General features: G+C 71.4%; 17 protein-coding genes and 1 riboswitch. Of the genes, 9 read left to right on the plus strand and 8 right to left on the minus strand.

Going from position 1 to position 20,495, the window contains the following annotated elements; genetic code table 11:
• Positions 1 to 10: 10 nt before the first annotated feature.
• Positions 11 to 1,615: a DUF5691 domain-containing protein gene (locus AC067M_RS06845; protein WP_478696009.1), complete on the plus strand. Its 1,605-nt coding sequence runs from the start codon at positions 11 to 13 to the stop codon at positions 1,613 to 1,615.
• 411 nt (positions 1,616 to 2,026) lie between these two features.
• Here the strand turns inward: AC067M_RS06845 and AC067M_RS06850 are convergent, their stop codons facing one another.
• Complete coding sequence (locus AC067M_RS06850; RefSeq protein WP_133927567.1) at positions 2,027 to 2,443, minus strand: coenzyme B12-dependent isobutyryl CoA mutase small subunit; 417 nt, start codon at positions 2,441 to 2,443, stop codon at positions 2,027 to 2,029.
• Between the two features lie 425 nt (positions 2,444 to 2,868).
• Here AC067M_RS06850 and AC067M_RS06855 point away from each other — a divergent pair, with 425 nt between their 5' ends.
• Positions 2,869 to 3,759 carry a lipase family alpha/beta hydrolase gene (locus tag AC067M_RS06855; protein ID WP_478695900.1) on the plus strand — a complete coding sequence of 297 codons (891 nt, stop codon included), beginning with the start codon at positions 2,869 to 2,871 and terminating at the stop codon, positions 3,757 to 3,759.
• Positions 3,760 to 4,002: 243 nt separating this feature from the next.
• Positions 4,003 to 5,589: a M23 family metallopeptidase gene (locus AC067M_RS06860; RefSeq protein WP_478695901.1), complete on the plus strand. Its 1,587-nt coding sequence runs from the start codon at positions 4,003 to 4,005 to the stop codon at positions 5,587 to 5,589.
• Between the two features lie 100 nt (positions 5,590 to 5,689).
• Here the strand turns inward: AC067M_RS06860 and pcrA are convergent, their stop codons facing one another.
• A complete protein-coding gene (gene pcrA / locus AC067M_RS06865; RefSeq protein ID WP_478695902.1) occupies positions 5,690 to 8,167 on the minus strand; it encodes a DNA helicase PcrA in 2,478 nt (825 codons plus the stop codon).
• A 315-nt stretch (positions 8,168 to 8,482) separates the two neighbouring features.
• A riboswitch (cyclic di-AMP (ydaO/yuaA leader) is annotated at positions 8,483 to 8,641 on the plus strand.
• A gap of 8 nt (positions 8,642 to 8,649) precedes the next feature.
• Between pcrA and AC067M_RS06870 the strand changes: the two genes are divergently transcribed.
• Both AC067M_RS06870 and AC067M_RS06875 read left to right on the plus strand, forming a co-directional pair.
• On the plus strand, positions 8,650 to 9,822 hold the full coding sequence (locus AC067M_RS06870) for a C40 family peptidase (RefSeq protein ID WP_478695903.1): 1,173 nt from the start codon (positions 8,650 to 8,652) through the stop codon (positions 9,820 to 9,822).
• Between the two features lie 85 nt (positions 9,823 to 9,907).
• On the plus strand, positions 9,908 to 10,894 hold the full coding sequence (locus AC067M_RS06875; protein ID WP_478695904.1) for a tellurite resistance/C4-dicarboxylate transporter family protein: 987 nt from the start codon (positions 9,908 to 9,910) through the stop codon (positions 10,892 to 10,894).
• On the opposite strand, the gene AC067M_RS06880 is transcribed toward AC067M_RS06875, so the two are convergent.
• Positions 10,872 to 11,225: a hypothetical protein gene (locus AC067M_RS06880; protein WP_478695905.1), complete on the minus strand. Its 354-nt coding sequence runs from the start codon at positions 11,223 to 11,225 to the stop codon at positions 10,872 to 10,874. The two genes, AC067M_RS06875 and AC067M_RS06880, sit on opposite strands and share 23 nt — an antisense overlap.
• A 482-nt stretch (positions 11,226 to 11,707) precedes the next feature.
• On the opposite strand from AC067M_RS06880, the gene AC067M_RS06885 reads away from it, so the two are divergent.
• Positions 11,708 to 12,787 carry a C40 family peptidase gene (locus tag AC067M_RS06885; protein WP_478696010.1) on the plus strand — a complete coding sequence of 360 codons (1,080 nt, stop codon included), beginning with the start codon at positions 11,708 to 11,710 and terminating at the stop codon, positions 12,785 to 12,787.
• 20 nt (positions 12,788 to 12,807) lie between these two features.
• Here AC067M_RS06885 and AC067M_RS06890 read toward each other — a convergent pair whose 3' ends face one another.
• Together AC067M_RS06890 and AC067M_RS06895 are read right to left on the minus strand one after the other, a co-directional pair.
• Positions 12,808 to 13,551: a LuxR C-terminal-related transcriptional regulator gene (locus tag AC067M_RS06890; protein WP_478695906.1), complete on the minus strand. Its 744-nt coding sequence runs from the start codon at positions 13,549 to 13,551 to the stop codon at positions 12,808 to 12,810.
• A complete protein-coding gene (locus tag AC067M_RS06895; RefSeq protein ID WP_478695907.1) occupies positions 13,548 to 14,840 on the minus strand; it encodes an ATP-binding protein in 1,293 nt (430 codons plus the stop codon). The genes AC067M_RS06890 and AC067M_RS06895 overlap by 4 nt, the downstream gene beginning before the upstream one ends.
• 178 nt (positions 14,841 to 15,018) lie before the next feature.
• Between AC067M_RS06895 and AC067M_RS06900 the strand changes: the two genes are divergently transcribed.
• Positions 15,019 to 16,503, plus strand: a complete 1,485-nt coding sequence (locus AC067M_RS06900) for a PspC domain-containing protein (protein WP_478695908.1) — start codon at positions 15,019 to 15,021, stop codon at positions 16,501 to 16,503.
• Positions 16,490 to 16,732, plus strand: coding sequence for a hypothetical protein (locus AC067M_RS06905; RefSeq protein ID WP_478695909.1), 243 nt, complete (start codon positions 16,490 to 16,492; stop codon positions 16,730 to 16,732). Before AC067M_RS06900 ends, AC067M_RS06905 begins: the two co-directional genes overlap by 14 nt.
• Before the next feature lie 16 nt (positions 16,733 to 16,748).
• On the opposite strand, the gene AC067M_RS06910 is transcribed toward AC067M_RS06905, so the two are convergent.
• The 3 genes from AC067M_RS06910 to AC067M_RS06920 form a co-directional block, all read right to left on the minus strand.
• On the minus strand, positions 16,749 to 17,273 hold the full coding sequence (locus tag AC067M_RS06910; RefSeq protein WP_478695910.1) for a DoxX family protein: 525 nt from the start codon (positions 17,271 to 17,273) through the stop codon (positions 16,749 to 16,751).
• A gap of 124 nt (positions 17,274 to 17,397) precedes the next feature.
• Positions 17,398 to 18,675, minus strand: a complete 1,278-nt coding sequence (locus AC067M_RS06915) for a hypothetical protein (protein ID WP_478695911.1) — start codon at positions 18,673 to 18,675, stop codon at positions 17,398 to 17,400.
• Positions 18,676 to 18,883: 208 nt separating this feature from the next.
• A complete protein-coding gene (locus tag AC067M_RS06920) occupies positions 18,884 to 19,678 on the minus strand; it encodes a class II aldolase/adducin family protein (RefSeq protein WP_478695912.1) in 795 nt (264 codons plus the stop codon).
• A 176-nt stretch (positions 19,679 to 19,854) separates the two neighbouring features.
• Between AC067M_RS06920 and AC067M_RS06925 the strand changes: the two genes are divergently transcribed.
• Positions 19,855 to 20,490, plus strand: a complete 636-nt coding sequence (locus tag AC067M_RS06925) for a hypothetical protein (protein ID WP_478695913.1) — start codon at positions 19,855 to 19,857, stop codon at positions 20,488 to 20,490.
• Positions 20,491 to 20,495: the final 5 nt, after the last annotated feature.

The raw sequence follows: 20,495 nt of genomic DNA on the forward strand, positions 1-20,495 counted from the left end.
GGTGGGCATGATGAACACGACTTCCACGTCCTCCGCCTGGGAGGACCTCGTCACCGCCGCACTGCTCGGCACGGACCGGCGTACACACCCGGGCCTCGGGCCGGGGCGGGAGGCGCCGGTGGCGTTGCTGGACGCGGCGGCCGTGGAGACCGTACGGCGGCGGGCCGGGCTGCGGCCCGCGCGGGCGGCGCGACGCCCGGAGCCGGCTCCCGAGGACCCGCGCCCGGCGCTGCCCGACGCGGCGGTCCGCAGGCTCGCGATGCTGCTGGCCGACCGTTCCGCCACGGCCGGTGGCGGCCGCAGAGGTACGGCACCGGACCTCATGGAGCTGTTGCCCCAGTGGCTCGCGGCGGCGAACTCCCGTGGTTACGCGGCGCCCCCGCACGCGTTGCCCGCGTTGCTGGACGCGGCCCGGGGGCGTACGGACCTGAGGCCGGCGGCGCTGAAGTTCGCGGGACCGCGCGCGCTGTGGCTCGCCCGGCTGAACCCGGACTGGCGGTTCGCCCTGCGCGCCACGCCCGGCGGGGGCGCGGCACTGCCGGGCCCGGAGGAGACCGCCCGGGTGCAGCAGTTGTGGCAGGAGGGCCTGTTCGCGGAGCGGGTCGCGCTGCTCGCGGCGATACGGGCTCGTGAGCCGGCGGCCGCGCGGCAACTGCTCGCGGCGACGTGGTTGACGGAACGGGCCGAGGACCGGCTGATGTTCCTCGACTCGCTGCGCATGGGCCTCGGCCCCGAGGACGAGCCGTTCCTGGAGCAGGCCCTGTCCGACCGCAGCCGCAACGTACGGGCGACGGCGGCGGAGTTGCTCTCGGCGCTGCCCGACTCTGCGCTCGCCGCGCGCATGGCGGACCGGGCGGGGGCCTGCGTGGCCGTCGACCACACGCGTGACGCTCCCACGATCAGCGTGGAGGCGCCGCACGCGTGCGACGCGGGTATGGAGCGTGACGGCGTCCTGGCCAAGGCACCCGCGGGCCGGGGGGAACGGTCCTGGTGGCTGGGGCAGTTGGTGGAGGCGGCCCCGCTCGGCACCTGGCGGAGGCGGCTGGGCGGGCGTACGGCCCGGGAGATCGTGGCGTTGCCGGTGGCGGACGACTGGCAGGGCGAGCTGCACGCGGCGTGGTGCCGGGCGGCGGTGCGGCAGCGGGACGCGGAGTGGTCGCGGGCGCTCCTCGGGGTGCCCGGCGCGCCCGAGGCCGGCGGTCCTGGGGCGGTGTCCCTGGCCGAGCGGGCCAAGCTGCTCGGCGCGTTGGACGCCGACGAGCGGGCCGAGTGGGTCGCCGGGTTCATCGGGACCCACGGTCTGTCCGAGGCGTTTCAGCTGCTCGGGGTGTGTGCGGTGCCCTGGGCGGCGCCGCTGGGGCGGGCCGTGGTGGACGCGCTCAACATCGCGCGGGACGCAGGGAGTTATCCCTGGAGCTTCAGCGGGGTGATGGGGCTGGCCGAGCGCTGCCTCGACCCGTCCGAGGCCGGCCGCCTCGACGGCCTGCTCGCGGTACCGGACGAACCGGAGGACGCCTCGCCCGGAGCCGGGGGGTACTGGGCGGAGGCCTTCCAGCGCCTGGTCACGACACTGCGCCTGCGCGCGGCTATGACGGAGGAACTGGAACCGACGTAGGCCCCGGGCCCTTTCCCCCGGGCCCCCGACACCCACCCGGCCGACCGCCTCAGTCCAGTGACGACCACCCCACCCACCAACGCGCCCCAACCCACTGCCGATCACCCAGCCCGCCGACACACCCGGCCGACCGCCGACCGCCTCGGTCCAGTGGCGACCACCCGCCCCGCCGAGGCGTCCCCCAGCCGACCGCCAGTCACCCCGGCCTGCGCCGGTCACCAGGCCGCCGACACACCCCGGGCCCACGCCGGTCACCCAGCCCGCCGACACACCGCGGACCCACGCCGGTCACACGGCCCGCCGACACACCCCGGACCCACGCCGGTCGCCAGGCCCGCCGGCGCAGCCAGGCCAGTGCCGGTCGCCGACCCACCGACGGTGGACCCAAGCCCATCCCGCGCCGCGCCGGCCCTACGCCTCCGCAGGCTGCCGCACGTTCGCCCGTACCCAGTCCACGATGGACTGCGTCGTCGCGCCGGGCGTGAAGATCTCGGCGACGCCCTTCTCCTTCAGCGGGGGGATGTCCGCCTCGGGGATGATCCCGCCGCCGAAGACGAGGATGTCCTCCGCGTCCCGCTCCTTGAGCAGGTCGATCACCGCCGCGAAGAGCGTGTTGTGGGCGCCGGAGAGGATGGACAGGCCGATCGCGTCGGCGTCCTCCTGGATCGCGGTGTCCACGATCTGTTCGGGGGTCTGATGGAGCCCGGTGTAGATGACCTCCATACCGGCGTCGCGCAGCGCCCGCGCGATCACCTTGGCCCCGCGATCGTGGCCGTCGAGCCCCGGCTTGGCCACCACCACGCGGATCGGACCGGCTGCCACACCCATCACTGCCTCCATGAAGGACTACATCCATCCGTACCGATACATCCATGTGTACCGAGTCATGGGTACCGACAACTACGGCACACGTCACGCGTGCCGCTACAGCTCGCCTGTACCGCACATTCCTCCGCCCACTGCACCGGATGAGCCGCTGCGGCAAGGACAACCCGCACCCCGCCGGCCGGGGAAGTGAACGAACGTTATCTCCAGCATCCCGCAACCGGCAGTTTCACGGTGGATAGCGAGGGGGAAATCACACGATGGGACAAACGTTCGCCACGCACCGCTCCCCAGGGACCGGCGCAAAGGGGAGCCGCAGCGAGGAGACCGGCACGCCGCACGGGTGAGGACGACCGCCTTCACGCGACTCCCCCCGAGAGCACCCGGGGGACAGGGCCGTCCTCCGGCGTGCCGACAGGAGGTCGGCCATGAAGGTCACCAAGGTGCTGATGCCCTTTCTCCCCTTCTACCAGCGGCTCCTGCCGAGTCGGCTGGCGGGCATCTCCGTGGCGCTGCTGAAGGCGACCGCCCTGGAGATCGCGATCCTCACGGGCCACCTCCTCCTCTATCCCTCCGGCATCGCCCAGGAGCGCCGAGGCGAAGCCGTCCCCGACCCCTGCTCGCCTTCTTCTCCTTCCTCGCCGGACGCGGCACGCCTCCCGACCGAGGCCAAGCCGCCGGTCGTCCTGCTGCACGGGTTCATCGACAACCGCTCCGTCTTCGTCCTGTTGCGGCGCAACCTGGCCCAGCACGGCAGGCAGCAGATCGAGTCGCTCAACTACTCGCCGCTGACCTGCGACATCCGTACCGCCGCCGAGCTGCTCGGCCGGCACATAGACGAGATCTGCGCCCGCACGGGCAGCGCGCGGGTCGACATCGTGGGGCACAGCCTCGGCGGCCTGATCGCCCGCTACTACGTCCAGCGGCTCGGCGGCGACCTGCGGGTACGCACCCTCGTCACCCTCGGCACGCCGCACGCGGGCACCCGGGTGGCGCCACTGGCGAACGCGCACCCCATCGTGCGCCAGATGCGCCCCGGCTCGGAGGTCCTGGAGGAACTGAGCCAGCCGGCGCCCGGCTGTCGTACGCGGTTCGTCAGCTTCTGGAGCGACCTCGACCACCTGATGGACCCGTTGGAGACCGCCTGCATCGACCACGCCGATCTGCTCGCGGAGAACGTGCGGGTCACCGGAGTGGGTCATCTCGCCCTGCCCGTGCACCCGGCGGTAGCGACCGGAATACGCCAGGCTCTCGACTCCCCGGACACCGCGCGGACGGAAGCGCCGGCCGCCCATGCCGGCGGTCTGACCGTGGCGTGAGAACCGCGCGACGAGCCCTGTCACAGTCGACTCACAGCCGACTCACAGCGCCACGACAGCCGTCCAACATCGAACATCCTTCGAACACAAGGCCAAACCCGCGTCCGCAGTTCCCCGAAACACGGCCGAATGCCCCTTTCCCCCGGCCACGAAACCTGACGAAGATTGTCGTGCCCGCGTACCGCCGGGTACAGTCGCCGCACTGCTCTGGCAGCCCCTGTCGTCGAGGCGAAAGAGAAGTTGGTGAACGATCGTCACCCGTCGGGGGCCATGGCCTCCCCGACTCCGGCCTCGGACGCCGCCTCGGCGCACTACGCGCCGTACGGCGGACAGGAGGCCCACCACGGCGACTTCACCACGTACGGCGGCTACGACGCCAGCGGTTTTGACACCGGCGGCCACGGCACCACCACCTTCGCCACGGACCCGCTCTTCGGCGACCTGCCCGGAGAGACCCAGAACACCGGCTCGTACGACGCGGCGCAGTGGTCCACGGGCAGCCATCACACGCTGAACCAGGACCCGTACGCGGCCCAGCACCACGCCGCCTACGACACCGGTGCGCACGAGACCGGCGCCTGGCCCACGGCCCCGCAGCAGCTCTCCGTGATCCCGTCGCAGGCCACGGCCCCCGACGTCAGCGGTCAGTGGGACGCGAGCGCCTGGCTCCAGCCCGACCAGTCCGGCGGCCCCGCCGACCAGACCCAGCACTGGGACTGGGGCACCCAGACCTTCGAAACCGGCGCCTACGACGCCACGCAGTGGAACTCCGACGGGAGCGCCACCCCCACCACCGGCGAGTACGAGCACCAGGCACCCTTCGAGCAGCAGGCCTCGTACGAGGAACAGCAGGCCGCGTACGAAGAACAGCAGCCCTCGTTCGACGAGCAGCAGGCGTCCTTCGACGAACAGCCCGTGCCCTTCGACCAGATGGCCACCGCGACCTTCGAGCACGTCTCCTTCGACGAGCCCGCCCCGGGCGACGGCGACCTCGCCGCGACCGGCGAACTGCCCGCCGTCACCCCGCTCCTCGACGACCAGGAAGAGGTCACCCCTCTTCCCGGCTCACGCGCGGCGGCCCGCGGCAACCGCTCCCGCCGCCGTCCGCCCGCGAAGCGCTCCGCGCTGCTGACCATCGCCGTGCCCTCAGCATGTGTGATGGGCGTCGCCGGGATCGCCGCCGCGTCGGTCGGGACCCTGACCGACGACGGCAAGGAGACCACGGCCTCCGCCGCGGACGCGCAGACGAAGGCGGTGAAACCCTCCACCGCCAACAACAAGCTGGACGACCAGCTCAAGAGCCTGAGCGCCGAGGCGGACGACTTCGCCGACCGGGCCAGCCGTACGCAGGAACGTATCGACCTCAAGGCGCAGCAGGAGGCCGAGAAGAAGGAGGCGGCCGCGGAGGCGGCCCGCAAGGAGCGACTGCGCCCGAAGTACGCGCTGCCGGTCGCGCAGCACGGGCTCAGCGCCTACTACGGCCAGGCCGGCATCAACTGGATGTCCGTCCACACCGGCATCGACTTCCCCGTCTCGTACGGCACGACCGTGCTGGCCGCGACCGACGGCACCGTGCGGACGCAGTACAACGTCGCCTACGGCAACATGCTGATCCTGACGGCGAAGGACGGTACGGAGACGTGGTACTGCCACCTCTCCAGCTACCAGGTGCCGTCCGGTACGACGGTGAAGGCCGGCGCCCCCATCGCGTACTCCGGCAACTCCGGCAACTCGACCGGGCCTCACCTGCACTTCGAGGTGCGCCCGGGCGGAGGCTCGCCGGTCGACCCGCTCCCCTGGCTGCGCAGTCACGGACTCGACCCCACGTAAAACGTTCTTGCGCGGCCGTAAGCAGCCTGCGAGCCCCCGCCCTTCGGCGGGGGCTCGGTGCGTCAAAGCCTCGGTCAGAGCTTCGGGTCAGGGCTTCGGGTCAGAGCTTCTCGACCGGCGCGTACCGCAGCAGCAGCCGCTTCGGCTTGGTGTCACCGAAGTCGATCGTCGCCTCGGCGTTCCCGCCCGTGCCCTTGACCGCGACGACGGTCCCGAGGCCGAACTGGTCGTGCGTCACCCGGTCGCCGACCGCCAGGGAGACCACCGGCTTCTCCGAGGTCCGGCGCGTGGCGAAGCCGGACGCGCCCGAGGCCGACGAGCGCGAGCGGGACGACGACAGCGATGCCGCGACCCCGGAGACCGGGCCGGCCGGCGCCGTCGTGGCCCCCGTCCGCTTCCACTCCACGTGCTCGTCCGGGATCTCCGCCAGGAACCTCGAGGGCGGGTTGTACGACGGCTGGCCCCACGCGCTGCGCATCGCCGACCGCGTCAGGTACAGCCGCTCCCGCGCGCGTGTGATGCCGACGTACGCGAGACGCCGCTCCTCCTCCAGTTCCTTGGTCTGACCGAGGGCGCGCATGTGCGGGAAGACGCCGTCCTCCATGCCGGTGAGGAAGACGACCGGGAACTCGAGGCCCTTGGCGGTGTGCAGGGTCATCAGGGTGATGACACCGGAGCCGTCCTCGTCCTCGTCGGGGATCTGGTCGGAGTCGGCAACCAGCGCCACCTGCTCCAGGAAGTCGGACAGCGCCACCGACTCCCCCTCGCCCCGCTCCTGCTCGAACTCCAGGGCTACGGCCGCGAGTTCCTGGAGGTTCTCGATGCGGGTCTCGTCCTGCGGGTCGGTGGAGGCCTGCAACTCGGCGAGGTAGCCGGTGCGTTCGAGGACCGCTTCGAGGACGGTGGCCGGTCCGGCACCGGACTCGACGATCGTACGGAGGTCCTCCATCAACGTGTTGAACCGCTTGACGGCGTTGGTCGACCGCGCGGCCATGCCGTACGCCTCGTCGACCCGGCGCAGTGCCTGCGGGAAGCTGATCTTCTCGCGCTGGGAGAGGGCGTCGATCATCGCCTCCGCGCGGTCGCCGATGCCCCGCTTGGGGACGTTGAGGATCCGCCGCAGCGGCACGGAGTCCTCGGGGTTGGCCAGCACCCGCAGGTAGGCCAGGACGTCCCGGACCTCCTTGCGCTCGTAGAAGCGGACGCCGCCGACGACCTTGTAGGGCAGGCCGACGCGGATGAAGACCTCCTCGAAGACACGGGACTGCGCGTTGGTGCGGTAGAAGACGGCGACATCGCCGGCCTTCGCGTCGCCCGCGTCGGTCAGGCGGTCTATCTCGTCGGCGACGAACTGCGCCTCGTCGTGCTCCGTGTCGGCGACGTAGCCGGTGATGCGGGCGCCCGTGCCCGCCTTGGTCCACAGGTTCTTCGGGCGGCGGGACTCGTTGCGCTCGATGACCGCGTTGGCCGCACTGAGGATCGTCTGGGTGGAGCGGTAGTTCTGCTCCAGCAGGATCGTCGTCGCGTCCGGATAGTCCTCCTCGAACTGGAGGATGTTGCGGATGGTCGCACCGCGGAAGGCGTAGATCGACTGGTCGGCGTCACCCACCACGCAGAGCTCGGCGGGCGGGACGTCGTACTCGTTGGGCGGCACGTCGACGGGGTGCTCGGAGGTGCCGACGAGCTCGCGGACGAGGGCGTACTGCGCGTGGTTGGTGTCCTGGTACTCGTCGACGAGGACGTGCCGGAAGCGGCGGCGGTAGTGCTCGGCGACGTCCGGGAAGGCGCGCAGCAGGTTGACCGTCGTCATGATCAGGTCGTCGAAGTCGAGGGCGTTCGCCTCACGCAGCCGCGACTGGTACAGGGCATAGGCCTGGGCGAGGGTCTTCTCGAAACCGTCGGTGGCCTGCGCGGCGAAGTCCTCCTCGTCGATCAGCTCGTTCTTGAGGTTGCTGATCTTGGCGCTGAAGGACTTGGGCGGGAAGCGCTTGGGGTCGAGGTCCAGGTCGCGGCAGACCAGGGCCATCAGGCGCTTGGAGTCGGCGGCGTCGTAGATCGAGAACGACGACGTGAAGCCGAGCTTCTTGGACTCGCGGCGCAGGATGCGCACACATGCGCTGTGGAAGGTCATCACCCACATCGCGTTCGCGCGCGGGCCGACGAGCTGCTCGACGCGCTCTTTCATCTCGCCCGCGGCTTTGTTGGTGAAGGTGATCGCGAGGATCTGGCCCGGGTGGACGTTCCGCTCGCCGAGCAGGTGGGCGATGCGGTGGGTGAGCACGCGGGTCTTGCCGGACCCGGCGCCGGCCACGATGAGCAGCGGGGTGCCGGAGTGCACGACGGCGGCGCGCTGGTTCTCGTTCAGCCCCTCCAGGAGCGCGGCCGGGTCCACCACCGGGCGCGGGGCGCCGTCGCGGTAGTACTCCTCCCGGTCCGGCGGCACGTCGAACTTCCCGCCGAACAGATCGTCCGGGATCGGCTCCGGTACGTGATCGTCGTCGGGCGGCGGAGGCTCTTCCCCATGGCCCTTCGGGGCCTGGAGGTCCGCCAGGAAGCTGTCGTCAAAGAGGCTGCTCATCGCTCTCCGAGTCTAGGGCGCCCCACCGACAACGGGCCGCCACCCCGAAAACATCCCGGAAAACCCGCCCTCACACCCTGCGGAACCGCTCCGTCACGATCGGCGACGAACCTGCTTCGCGAGCGCAAATACGCCCAAGCCGTCACAGACATCTCCACATGGGCCCCAACAAGTAAAGCCCTGACCCCAGGTCACGAAAATGTATCGGGCATATCACCCATCAACCTTCACAAGGGCCACACCAGTTGGCTACCGTGCCGGGCAGGCCGCACGACCCCCACCGGCGAACGTCGCCGGGCCGCGCGGCCTCCGCCGAGTCCGCCCGCGCCGCAGTGCCGGCCGGAGCCGGGGACCCACCGAGACCTTGGGGTGAATCGGCCCACTCCCCTGACGGGGACAAGGCCGTAGGGCAACCCTTCCGAACCACCCGCCCGAACCCGACAGCTAACCCGGTAGGCGGACGATGGAAGGAGTCGCCTCCCTTGGCGTCGCAGCACCGCAAGCCCCGCTCCGCGGGCAAGCGCGTGGCGGGCATACGCACGCCCGCCCTCGCCACGGCCGCCCTCACCTCCGTGGCCCTGCTCTCCCAGACGGCCAACGCCGCACCCGCGGACGACAAGCCGAGCCTCGAGGAAGTCGAGAAGAAGGTCGACGACCTCTACCGCCAGGCGGAGTCGGCGACCGAGAAGTACAACGCGGCCAAGGAGAAGACCGCGAAGCAGCGCGAGCACGTCGACACCCTCCTCGACGACGTCGCGAAGCGCGCGCAGAAGCTCAACGAGGAGCGCGAGCGGCTCGGCTCCTACGCCGCGGCCCAGTACCGCACCGGCGCGGCCGCGCCCGACACCGCGACCTTCCTGCTGGCGGACTCCCCACAGGACTACTTCGACCAGACTCAGCTGATGGACCGGATGACCGGCCGTCAGAAGAAGGAGGTCGACGACTACTTCGCCGAGCAGTCGGCGACGATGGAGAAGCGCCAGGAGGCGAGCGAGAGCCTCGCCACGCTCACCGACTCGCAGAACGACCTGAAGACCGCCAAGAGCACCGTCCAGAAGAAGCTCGCCGACGCGCGCGGGCTGCTGTCGAAGCTGACGGCGGAGGAGAAGGCGCGGCTCGCGGCGATCGAGAAGCAGAAGCAGGAAGCGGCCGCGCGCAAGGCGGCGGAGCTGGCGAAGCAGCAGGCGGCGCAGCAGAAGGCCCAGGAGGAGGCAGCAGCCCAGCAGGACAGCTCCTCGCCGTCCTCGTCCCCCTCGTCGTCCTCGTCCTCGTCGACGCCCACCGACTCCTCGTACGCCACCAAGGCCGAGAAGGCGCTCGCCTTCGCCCGCGCGCAGATCGGCAAGCCGTACGTCTGGGGCGCCACCGGCCCCGACTCCTACGACTGCTCCGGCCTCACCCAGGCCGCCTGGAAGGCCGCCGGCGTGGACCTCCCCCGCGTCACCTACGACCAGGTCAACGCCGGCACCACGGTCTCCCTCGCCAACGCCCAGCCCGGTGACCTGGTCTTCTTCTACGACGACATCAGCCACGTCGGCATCTACATCGGCAACGGCATGATGATCCACGCCCCGAAGCCGGGCGCGTACGTCCGCGAGGAGTCCATCTACTACGACGGCGAATCGGGGATCCACAGCGTCGTACGACCGGCCTGACCCCGCCGGGGCCGACCGGGTGGGGGCACGCGCGCGTGGAGCGCCTTTCCGCGCCCGCGGCGAGGTGGCTCCTTAGCATCGGGGCATGCCCCGCCCCTCCCCCCTCCGCGCCTGGTGGGCGCAGCGCTCACCGGCGACAGGCGCCGCTGTCATGGCGACCGGCATCGTGGCGGTCGGCCTGCGGTTGGCGGGGTACGAGGCGCTGTCCCGGATCGCGCTGGGAGCGGCGTCCGCAGCGTGGCTGGTCCTGGCGGTGCTCTTCGCCGTACGGCTGCTGTGGGAACGCGAGCGGTGGGTGGCGGAGGCGGCCACGCCGGACGTGCTCACGGCGGTCGCCGCCACCACCGTGCTCGGCACCGGTTTTTCGGCCCTGGGGCAGCAGACCGTCGCGGCGGCTCTGCTGGCGCTGTCGGCCGCGCTGGGGCCCGGCCTGCTCCTCGCCGTCGTACCGCACTGGCGGCGGCGCATGCCGGGGACGGTGTTCCTCGGCTGTGTGGCCGCGCAGGGGCTCGCCGTGCTGGCCGCCGCCCTCGCCGGGGCCGAGGCGGCCGACTGGCTCGCGCACGCCGCTCTCGTGCTCTTCTGGCTCGGCCTGGCCCTCTACTGCGCCGCGCTGTTCTGCTTCGACCTCCGGCAGGTGACCGTGGGCTCGGGCGACCAGTGGATCGCGGGCGGCGCCCTCTCCATCTCGGCGCTCGCCGGGTCGAGGCTGCTCGTCGCCGACAGCGCGCGCCTGTACCTGTGGAACAACGACGACAGCCGGGTCCTGCGCACCGTGACGGTCGGCCTGCTCGTGCTCGACCTGTGCTGGTACGCCGTACTCGTGGCCGCCGAATGCGTCCGGCGTCGCCCGCACTACGACGAGCGCCGCTGGGCGACGGCGTTCCCGATGGGGATGACCGCGGCGGCGATGCTGTCCGTCGCCGACGCCCTGGACGTCTCCTGGCTGAAGGTGCCCGGTCAGGCCCTGCTGTGGATCGCGGTGGCGGTGTGGTCGGCCCTCGCCGGGGGCGCGGTGCGGGCGGCCTCGGCGGCCGTCCGGGCCGAGGTCACGTCCACAGCACCGCGATGAAGACGTTGGCCGTGGTCAGCGCGCCCACCAGCCCGAACAGGCCCTTGTCCACCTTCTCGTCGTCCCGCTTCACATAGACGAGACCCAGGATCACGATCAGCAGGGCCAGCTTCACGCCGATCTTGATGTTGTTGACCGGCTGGTCGTCGGCCTGGTTGAGGCCGACCAGGATCACGCCGGTGACCAGCATCGTCAGCGCGCCGTGCAGCATCGCGGGGACGAAGCGGGCCGTGCCCTGGCCCATCGCCTTCATCTGTGTGAGGAAGCCGCCGAGGAGGGAGGCGATGCCGATGATGTGCAGGCCGACGAAGAGATGGATGAGTACGTCCATGGAGCCGGAGCCTAATCAGGGGCCGGCGAGCGCCCGACACCGGCCCGCTCGAGATACGTGCAGGACGTTGCATATATGCGCCATAGCACTCCGTCAGGGCCACGTACCCCGGATTCCCGACATCGGTCATTGCTCTGTGTGAAGGCGCCGAGCTGGGAACGGGATCACGGTCACTTACGGTCACCCTTCGGTCCACTCACGCCAGTTCCGCACAACCCGTCACAAGTGCGTCACTCTGCGTCCTACCGTCCTCCCTCAGGTGACCGGCTCCCCACCGCCGCCCGGGCCAGGGGCGGCAGTCGGCCACCACCGCCGAGAAGGTCCGGCGGCGGCTCGCTCCCCCTGTGCAGGCCGTCGCCGGACGCGGAACCGTCTCCGGCGGTCGTACGTCCGCTCCCCCCGCGGCTACGTCCCCTCGACGGCCGTACGCTCTCCCCCGGCGTACGGACATGGCGGTCGTACGAAAGGACGTGCAGGTCCACGTGGCAGCGCACCGCAAGCCCAGACAGCGCTCGTTCAGCGGCAACACGGCTAGGACAGCAGCAACGTTCGCGCTGGCGGGCGCGGCGACCGCCACCGGCTTCGACGGAACCGGACACGCCGAGCCGAATCTGACGCCGGCGCAGGTCAAGGCCAAGGTGGACCAGCTGTACCAGGAGGCGGAGGCCGCCACCGAGAAGTACAACGGCGCGAAGGAGAAGACCGAGGCGACCCAGCAACGGCTGAACTCCCTGCGGGACCAAGCCGCGCGCAAGGAGGAACGGCTCAACGTCGCGCGTGAGGCGCTCGGTTCGATCGCCGCGTCCCAGTACCGCAGCGGCGGACTCGACCCCGCGCTGCAACTGGCCCTCTCCGACGACCCCGACCAGTACCTCGACGGCGCCGCCTTCGCCGAACGCGCCGGCCACCGGCAGGCGGGCGCCGTCGCACGGGTGCGCAAACAGCTGCGCGAGATCGAGCAGTTGCGCGGGGCCGCGCGCGTCGAGCTGACCTCGCTGAAGTCGCAGCAAGCGCAGCTGCAACGGCACAAGAAGACGGTCACCGGAAAGCTGGGCGCGGCCCGGCGGCTGCTGTCCCAACTCGGCGCCGAGGAACGCGCGCGGTTCGGCGCGAAGGGTTCGGGCGGCTCGGGCACGGACCGCGCCTCACGCGACGCGACGAGCACCCGCGACAGCCTCCAGGCCCCCGGATCGGCGGCCGTCGGTGCCCCCAACTCCCGTGCCGCCGCGGCGGTCGCCTACGCCTACAGCAAGCTCGGCAGCCCCTATGTGTGGGGCGCGACCGGCCCCGACTCCTTCGACTGCTCCGGCCTCACCCAGGCCGCCTACCGCTCCGCAGGCATCTCCCTCCCCCGCACGACCTACACTCAGATCAACGTCGGCCAGCGCGTTTCCCGCTCCGAACTCCTCCCGGGCGACCTGGTGTTCTTCTACTCCGGCATCACCCATGTCGGCATCTACATCGGCAACGGCATGATGATCCACGCCCCCAACCCCTCGGCCCCCGTAAGGGTGGCCCCGCTCGACGAGATGCCGTACGCGGGGGCGACACGGGTGGTGTGACGCGGGTGGTGAGACGCGGGTCAGACCAGGCGCCGTGCCGTCGCCCAGCGGGTCAGCTCGTGTCGGTTGGACAGCTGGAGCTTCCTGAGGACCGCCGAGACGTGGGACTCGACCGTCTTCACGGAGATGAACAGCTGCTTGGCGATCTCCTTGTACGCGTAACCCCGGGCGATCAGCCGCAGCACCTCGCGCTCGCGCTGGGTGAGGCGGTCGAGGTCCTCGTCGACCGGCGGGGCGTCGGTGGAGGCGAAGGCGTCCAGGACGAACCCGGCGAGGCGCGGGGAGAAGACCGCGTCACCCTCCTGGACCCGGAAGATGGAGGCGACGAGGTCGGAACCCGTGATCGTCTTCGTGACATAGCCCCGCGCGCCGCCGCGGATCACCCCGATCACATCCTCCGCCGCGTCCGAGACGGACAGGGCGAGGAACCGCACGGGCTGCTCGGCGTCGGCCATGAACGGGGCGCAGCGGCGCAGGACCTCGACCCCGCCGCCGCCCGGAAGGTGAACGTCGAGGAGGACCACCTCGGGCCGGGTCGCGGTGATGACCGTGACCGCCTGGTCCACGTCCGCCGCCTCGCCGACGACCTCGACGCCGGTCTGCGCGGTCTGGCCGATCTCGGCCTGTACGCCGGTACGGAACATGCGGTGGTCGTCGACGAGCACCACGCGCACATGGCGTCCGCCCGCGCCGCCCGTGGACTGCTCGGGCTCGGGCGCCTCCCCCGCTCCCGCCGTGGTGTTCTGCTCGGTCGGGTCGCTCATGACGTCTTCTCCGCCCTCTCCATCTCCAGCTCGACCTCCGTGCCGCCGTCGGGCACCGCGCGCAGCCGCGCCGTGCCGCCGTTGCGCTCCATGCGGCCGATGATCGATTCTCTAACGCCCATGCGGTCGGCGGGTATCGAATCGAGGTCGAAGCCCGGGCCTCGGTCCCGGACGGACACGAAGACCGTCCTGCCCTCGACTTCTGCGTAGACCTGCACGGCGCCGCCCTCGCCACCGTACTTGGCGGCGTTCACCATCGCCTCGCGCGCGGCCTGCATCTGTGCGCTGATCCCTTCGTCGAGCGGGCAGTCGCCCACGACCACGACCTCGATGGGGACGCCGTGCTTGTCCTCTACCTCCGCGGCGTTGCGCCGGACCGCGTCGGCGAGGGTGGTCGGTTCGTCGGCCTCGTCCTTGCCGGTGCCCTCGGGCTTGTAGAGCCAGGTGCGCAGGTCGCGCTCCTGGGCGCGGGCGAGGCGGCGCACCTCGCCGGCGTTCTCCGCGTTGCGCTGGATCAGGGTCAGGGTGTGCAGCACGGAGTCGTGGACGTGGGCGGCGACCTCGGCGCGCTCCTGGGCGCGGATGCGCATCAGGCGCTCCTCGGAGAGATCCTGCGTCATGCGGACGAGATACGGCCCGGCGAGGAGTGTTATCCCTACGAGGACGGCGAGGGCGGCCTGCAGGACGGAGCCGAGGTGGGCGGCGGAGCCCTGCAGGACGAAGATGCCGGAGACACCGGCGGTGACGAGGAGGACACCGGCGCCCGCGCGCAGCAGAGTGAGGGTGCGGCGGCGGCTGCCGACCTCGACCCAGCGGGCCCGGCGGGCGTTGTCCGCCTGGCGCCAGACGAGGGCGACGCCCGCGCCGACGAGGACCGCGGGCAGCAGATACACCTTGGCGCCGCTGCTCAGGTTGACGCTGCCGACGAAGACCATCGCGACGACGACCATGAGCAGCAGGGCGACGATCTGCCCCTTGTCCGGCTTGCGCGCGACGAGCCTGCGGCGGCCGTCGGGCGAGGTCTCGGCGCTGACGAGCGACGGGGGTTTCTGGTCGCCGACGCCGCCGACGCCGAGCGGCACGAAGAACCAGAACGCCCCGTACAGCAGGGCGCCCAGACCGTCCGCCATGAACAGGCCGACGAAGACGAGCCGCACCCAGATCACGGGCAGCCCGAGATGCCCGGCGAGCCCTCGCGCCACCCCGCCCAGCCAGCGTCCGTCGCTGCTTCGGTAGAGCTTGCGCGGGGGCCGCGGTTCGGCGAGTGGCACTGCGGCGGCTTCCGGCATGCCATCGATGTTCACATGTGGCGCGGTCCGGAGCATCAGGGTCGACCCCTAAGACGCCCCTGATCTTCGAACGGCGTGTCCGTCGAACGGTTCCCCGCGTCGGCTCAGGGGCGATATCAGGGTCCGACCAGGGTCGTTCCGACTGCCGCCGAGGCGCCTCGCCCGTCACCATGGACGCATGACCGATCACCAGCACGCCGCGGACGCGGTGCCCGACGAGGGTGCCCCACCCGACGCGCACCCCGCACCCGGAAGGGCATCCGGCGAGACGCCCCGCAGCGCCGCCGGTGATTCCGGTGGCACCGCCGGTCCGGGTGCCGGCAGTGCCGGTGTCGGCGACCCCGCGCCCGGCGGAGCCGAAGACGAGGGAGCGATCGACGAGGCCGACGGCCCGCACCGTTTCCGGCGTGACCGGCAGCACAAGATGATCGCCGGGGTGTGCGCGGGGCTCGGGCGGCAGTGCGACATGGATCCGGTGATCTTCCGGATCACGCTCGCTGTGCTCTCCGCGACCGGCGGCATCGGCCTCATCTTCTACGGCTTCGCCTGGCTCTTCGTGCCGTACGCGGGCGAGGACCAGAACGAGGTGCGCAAGCTCCTCACCGGCCGGGTGGACGGGCAGGCGCTGGCGGCCGTGCTGTTCGCGCTGGTCGGCTGCGGGGTCTTCCTGTCCATGTTGAAGAACGGCGGCGTGCTGACCTTCTCCGTGGTCCTCTCTCTCCTCCTCGCGGGCGCCGGATACTGGTCGCCGCGGCGCGGCGCACCCGACCCCGACCCGCTGGCCGCCCAGGCGGCGGCAGACGCGCCCCCGGAGGCCCAGGCACCGCCGGTCCCCTCGGCCTACCCCTCGTGGTGGCGCGAGCCCATCGTCAAGGACGGCACCCACGTCGGAGGCACCGGTTACCTCTGGGGTCCCCTCGACTCCGCCGACCGCGACATCGCGGCGGCCGTCAACATCGGCCGAGGCACCGACGGACGCGTCCGCGCGGACATGGACGCGCTGCGAGCCCGGCCCCGGCCGAAACCGCGCGGCCCCCGCTGGATCGGCGGCTGGGTCTTCCTGCTCGCCGTGCTCGCCGGGACCCTCGGCACCCGGCTGACCTGGGACGACCATCCGCTCGGTACCAGCCTGCAGACAGGGCTGTCCCTCGCGCTCGTGGTCTTCGGGGTGGGCATGGCCGTCAGCGCGTTCCTCGGGCGCATGGGAGCCGGGTCGGTGTTCCTGGCGGTCGTGACGGCGGGGCTGCTCGCCGGTTCGGCTGCGCTGCCCAAGGACATCGGCACACAGTGGATACGTGAGACATGGCGGCCCGCCGCGGTGGCGGACATGCGGCAGAAGTACGACCTCGGTACCGGCGTCGGCACCCTTGACCTGTCCCGGCTGGACCCGGCCAAGGGGCAGACGGTGACCGCCCGGGCCGAGGTGGGCGTGGGCCGGCTGCGGGTGATCGTGCCGCCGGACGTGACGGTGAAGCTGAACATCGATGTGGGACTGGGGGACGTCCAGTTGCCGGGCGACGACGAGAAGGACGTGGACGTGGAGCCGGGCAGGTACAAGGAGGTGACCCTGGCGCCGGCCTCGGGCGTCAAGGGCACCGGCACGCTCGACCTCGATCTCCGGGTCGGCGTGGGACAGGCGGAGGTGAGTCGTGCTGCGTCATGAGTTCCAGCCGGGGCGGCTGGTCGCCGGTGCGTTCCTCACCTTGGCGGGAGTCATCTACGCCGGGGACGCGGGCGGCCTCTGGGAGACCCCGTGGTTCGTGATCATCCCGGTCGTCACGGGCGGCCTCTGCCTGGCGGGTGCGGTCGCCTTCCTCACCCGCGGGATACGCCGACGCCGCCGTTCCCTCGCCGCTGAGCCTCCGTCAGGCCGGCCGAGGGGGCCCGTATGAGCGGCGGGCCCGCGGCCTACCGGTACCCGCCGCCCCGCCGTCGCCGCCGAAGCACGGCGTCCACGGAGAGGACGGGAGCGCCCGCCAGGACGAGGGGGATCCAGGCCATGAGGTACGCGAGGTCGTTGCCGTAGTAGTACGGGTCGGAGGCCCAGCTCACGGTCAGCCACAGGCTGAGGGAGATCAGCGCGCCACCGAGCGCGGCGATGCGGGTGAGGAGGCCGAGCAGGGTGCCGATGCCGACGGCGAGTTCCCCGAAGGCCATGGCGTAGCCGAAGCCGACGGGGTTCTTCAGGGCCATGTCGACGAGGGCCGGGATGGCCGAGGAGTCCCGGACGGCGCGCATCGTGTCACCGATGGAGCCGGCACCGGAGTCCTTGAGGAAGGCGCCGTCGGTGAGTTTGTCCAGGCCGGCGTAGATGAAGGTGACGCCGAGGAAGACGCGCAGTGGAAGCAGGGCGTAGCGGGTGGCGCTGTCCCGCCAGCTGTGCCCACCGTCCTGATAGAGGGTGTGAGTGTCCGAACGCATGCCGTGAGTCATGGCTCCTAGCCGCCTCTCCGCCGCCGTGACATGGCCCCTCAACAGACCATACGTACGAAACGGAGGTCCCGCTCACCCCTCTCGTGCACACCGACAGGTTCTTGACAGCCCGACGTCTCCCGGCTCACTCCGTCACATCGATCGGGTACCGGTTCGTCTCCACCCCCGCGGCGGTCACCACCTGGACCTCCACCCGGCCCGGCTCCACGTCCGCGGGGACGGGCACGGTCAGGACGGCGTCGGTAGGGTTGTTGAAGCCGCCGGTGACCGGGACGAGGGGGACGTGGACGTTGACGGGGCCGATGCGGACAACCATCCGGGACAGCCGGTCGGCGGCGTGCGCGCCCGGCGGCACGAAACCGGCGCCCCGGATCTCGATGTCGTCGCCGGTGCGGATCGGGGCGTCGAGGGCACCGGCCTCGCGGGCCCGGACCACGGAGAGGATCACGGGCCGGCCGCCCTCGGCGTACTTGCCCGCCAGGTAGGTGGCAGCCGAGATCAGCACGACCACCGCGAGCCCCCATGGCAGGTCGGGCAGTTGCTCGGGGCGGCGGGCGAGGCGCACCGCCGCGAAGGCGAGGGCGACGGCGCTGATCACGACGTACTGGATGTCGGTGAAGGTGCCCCGGCCCGAGTCGTCCGTGAGCAGGTCGGCGGCGCGTGGCCGGTCCGCCCGTACCTTCTGCAGCCGCTGGCCGAGCACCCGCAGCCCGACCACCCTCCGCACCAGTACGGCGATCCCGCACACCACCGCGAGGACGGTCACGACACCGGCGCCGCGGGCGAGTTCGAGCCCGGAGATCAGCGCGTCCCGCCGGGCGTTCCCGGAGGCGGCGGCCAGCTGTCCGACGAGTACGAGCACCGCGTAGGCCACGAACAGCACCCACGCCGTGGCCACCGCACGCGAGGTGGACAGGCGGTTGTCCTCGCCGATGACGGGGGCCAGCGCCCCGCCCCGGGCGCGGTGGAACCAGGACGCGGCCGTCAGCGCGCCGCCCAAGAGCACCGCGGCGAGCAGTCCGGCCGTTCGCGCGGCGGTCCAGCCCACGCCGATCGCAGTGAGGGCCTGGACCAGGAGCAGCAGGACGACCGACGCCCACACGGTGAACGCGGTCCGGCCCCACAGTCGTGCCAGCCAGGCGGCGCCCTCGGCCCGGCCACGCTCGGCGACGAGTTCCGCGGACTGGGCCAGTTCCTCCGAGACCCACTGGCGGGAGGCCGAGGCCGAGTGGGCCACGGCGGCGGGCAGTCCCTGCCCGGCCGCGAACTCGTCCCGTTTCAGCAGGAATTCGGCCACGGCCCGCCGGTGTCCCGCGCGGGCCCCGTGCGGGCAGTCCCCGCAGGTGCAGCCGCCTGAGTGCGCGCCCATGTCCGCGCTCTGTCTCGCCTCTTGGACCGCCACGTCCACCGCCCGCCTTCCCCACGAACCAGGACGACCGGTGGCCCTGCGCAGCCGCCGGCCACCGCCGCACTTCTCCCGTGCCACACCCCTGCGATGACGCGAATTGTGCCCTACGTTCCCGGGGTCGCGTCCGGCAGGTGTGGTCAGTGCGGGTGAGGGTTCGGCCGCCGTATTGACCAGGCCGCAAGAATTTCGATAACGCGGAGTTCTAGCTCAGCAGATCGGGTTCACCCCGGCTGATGTCCTGCCACAACGGCTGGTAGTTGATCCACGCCACCAGGTCGCCGCCGAGCTGCTCGCGGGTCGCCACCGCCAGTTTGTGGTCGATCAGGATCGGCCGTCCGGCGGCCCGTGCCGTCAGCTGCACCTGGCTGGACCGTTCCATCGACAGGAACCACCAGGCCGCCGCGTCCACCGAGTCCCCCACGGTCAGCAGCCCGTGGTTGCGCAGCACGAGCGCCTTGCGGGAGCCGAGCGCGGCCGCGATGCGCCGGCCCTCCTGCGCGTCGACGGCGACGCCGGTGTAGGAGTCGTAGAGGGCGTGGTCCTCGTAGAAGGCACAGCTCTCCTGGGTGATCGGGTCGAGCAGGTCGCCGAGGGCGGAGAGGGCGCGCCCGTGCACGGAGTGGCAGTGGGCGACCGCGACGACGTCGGGGCGGGCGGCGTGCACCTGGCTGTGCACGGTGAACGCGGCCTGGTTGACGTGGTAGCGGCCTTCGATCACCTGTCCGTCCGAGTTGGCGAGCACCAGATCACTCACGGTGACGTGTTTGAAGGGCATCCCGAAGGGGTTGACCCAGAAGCAGTCGCTGAACTCCGGGTCGCGCGCGGTGATGTGCCCCGAGACCCCGTCCTCGAAGCCGAGCCGTCCGAAGATCCGCAGTGCGCCCGCCAGCCGTTCCTTGCGGTGCCGGCGTTCGTCCTCGACCGTGTCGTGCATCGGCGGCATCGCGAACTGCAGCTGGTCGGTGGGCAGCGGGAGGGGCGGCGTGGGCCCGTGCATAGGTCCTCCTGCGGGGGGTTGCTTTACGGGCGGAAGTTACCGTCGGTCAGCCCAAAAGGGCAGGGGTCTTTTGTAAAGATGGCGCGCCCAAGGGCATGCAACCCTTGCCGTTGCTCACCGGTCTGGTGTGCGGAATCCGAAATTCAGCCACACATTTCAGCCACCCGGAGGCTTCCGTGAGCATCACCGACCGGCACATCACCGCTCTGATGCGGCAGATCGCGACCCAGGACACCATCGAGCTCGTGCATCCGTTCGCCGAGTGGCCGACCTTCGGCGCGCTCGCGTACATCGCCGAGTGCTACGGCTACCGGTACGCGGACGTCCGCCTGGTCGGCAAGCACAAGATCGCGCACGTGTATCTCGTCCCCGACCCGAGCCCCTGGGCGCGGCAGCGCGCGGCGGCCAACTGGGCGGCCTTCCCTGACCCGGGCCCCGGCCGCCCGGTCCCCGGCATGTACCTGGGCTCGCTCACCCCGATCCCGGAGACGCAGAAGGACGTCGACCTGATCACGACACTCATCCGGTACGACGGCCTCGGCGCCGCCGCCAACCGCAAGCAGCTGCTGACCATGGCCTGGGCCTTCCCACTCCTGTTCCTGTTCCTGGCGGTGCTGACCGGCAAGTACGTCGTCCTGCTCCCGCTCGCCGTCCTGCTGCCGGCGTTCCTGCTGATCGCCCTGCGCGTCAACGCGGCCCGGCGCGCCAAGCTGGCCGAGCAGCTCACAGCGGCGGGCTGCACGCAGGTACGGGACGAGTCGGGGCGTGAGCGGTTCGTACGGCCGGTGCCGTACGGGGCGCAAGGCCACTGATACCG

Source organism: Streptomyces sp. NPDC043427, from assembly GCF_056436655.1.

What these genes read in the sequence shown, in the direction of transcription:
- AC067M_RS06845 (WP_478696009.1), top strand. Translation starts at nt 11, where the DNA reads ATGAACACGACTTCCACGTCCTCCGCCTGGGAGGACCTCGTCACCGCC.
- AC067M_RS06850 (WP_133927567.1), bottom strand. Translation starts at nt 2,443, where the DNA reads ATGGGTGTGGCAGCCGGTCCGATCCGCGTGGTGGTGGCCAAGCCGGGG.
- AC067M_RS06855 (WP_478695900.1), top strand. Translation starts at nt 2,869, where the DNA reads ATGAAGGTCACCAAGGTGCTGATGCCCTTTCTCCCCTTCTACCAGCGG.
- pcrA (WP_478695902.1), bottom strand. Translation starts at nt 8,167, where the DNA reads ATGAGCAGCCTCTTTGACGACAGCTTCCTGGCGGACCTCCAGGCCCCG.
- AC067M_RS06875 (WP_478695904.1), top strand. Translation starts at nt 9,908, where the DNA reads ATGCCCCGCCCCTCCCCCCTCCGCGCCTGGTGGGCGCAGCGCTCACCG.
- AC067M_RS06880 (WP_478695905.1), bottom strand. Translation starts at nt 11,225, where the DNA reads ATGGACGTACTCATCCATCTCTTCGTCGGCCTGCACATCATCGGCATC.
- AC067M_RS06890 (WP_478695906.1), bottom strand. Translation starts at nt 13,551, where the DNA reads ATGAGCGACCCGACCGAGCAGAACACCACGGCGGGAGCGGGGGAGGCG.
- AC067M_RS06895 (WP_478695907.1), bottom strand. Translation starts at nt 14,840, where the DNA reads ATGCCGGAAGCCGCCGCAGTGCCACTCGCCGAACCGCGGCCCCCGCGC.
- AC067M_RS06900 (WP_478695908.1), top strand. Translation starts at nt 15,019, where the DNA reads ATGACCGATCACCAGCACGCCGCGGACGCGGTGCCCGACGAGGGTGCC.
- AC067M_RS06910 (WP_478695910.1), bottom strand. Translation starts at nt 17,273, where the DNA reads ATGACTCACGGCATGCGTTCGGACACTCACACCCTCTATCAGGACGGT.
- AC067M_RS06920 (WP_478695912.1), bottom strand. Translation starts at nt 19,678, where the DNA reads ATGCACGGGCCCACGCCGCCCCTCCCGCTGCCCACCGACCAGCTGCAG.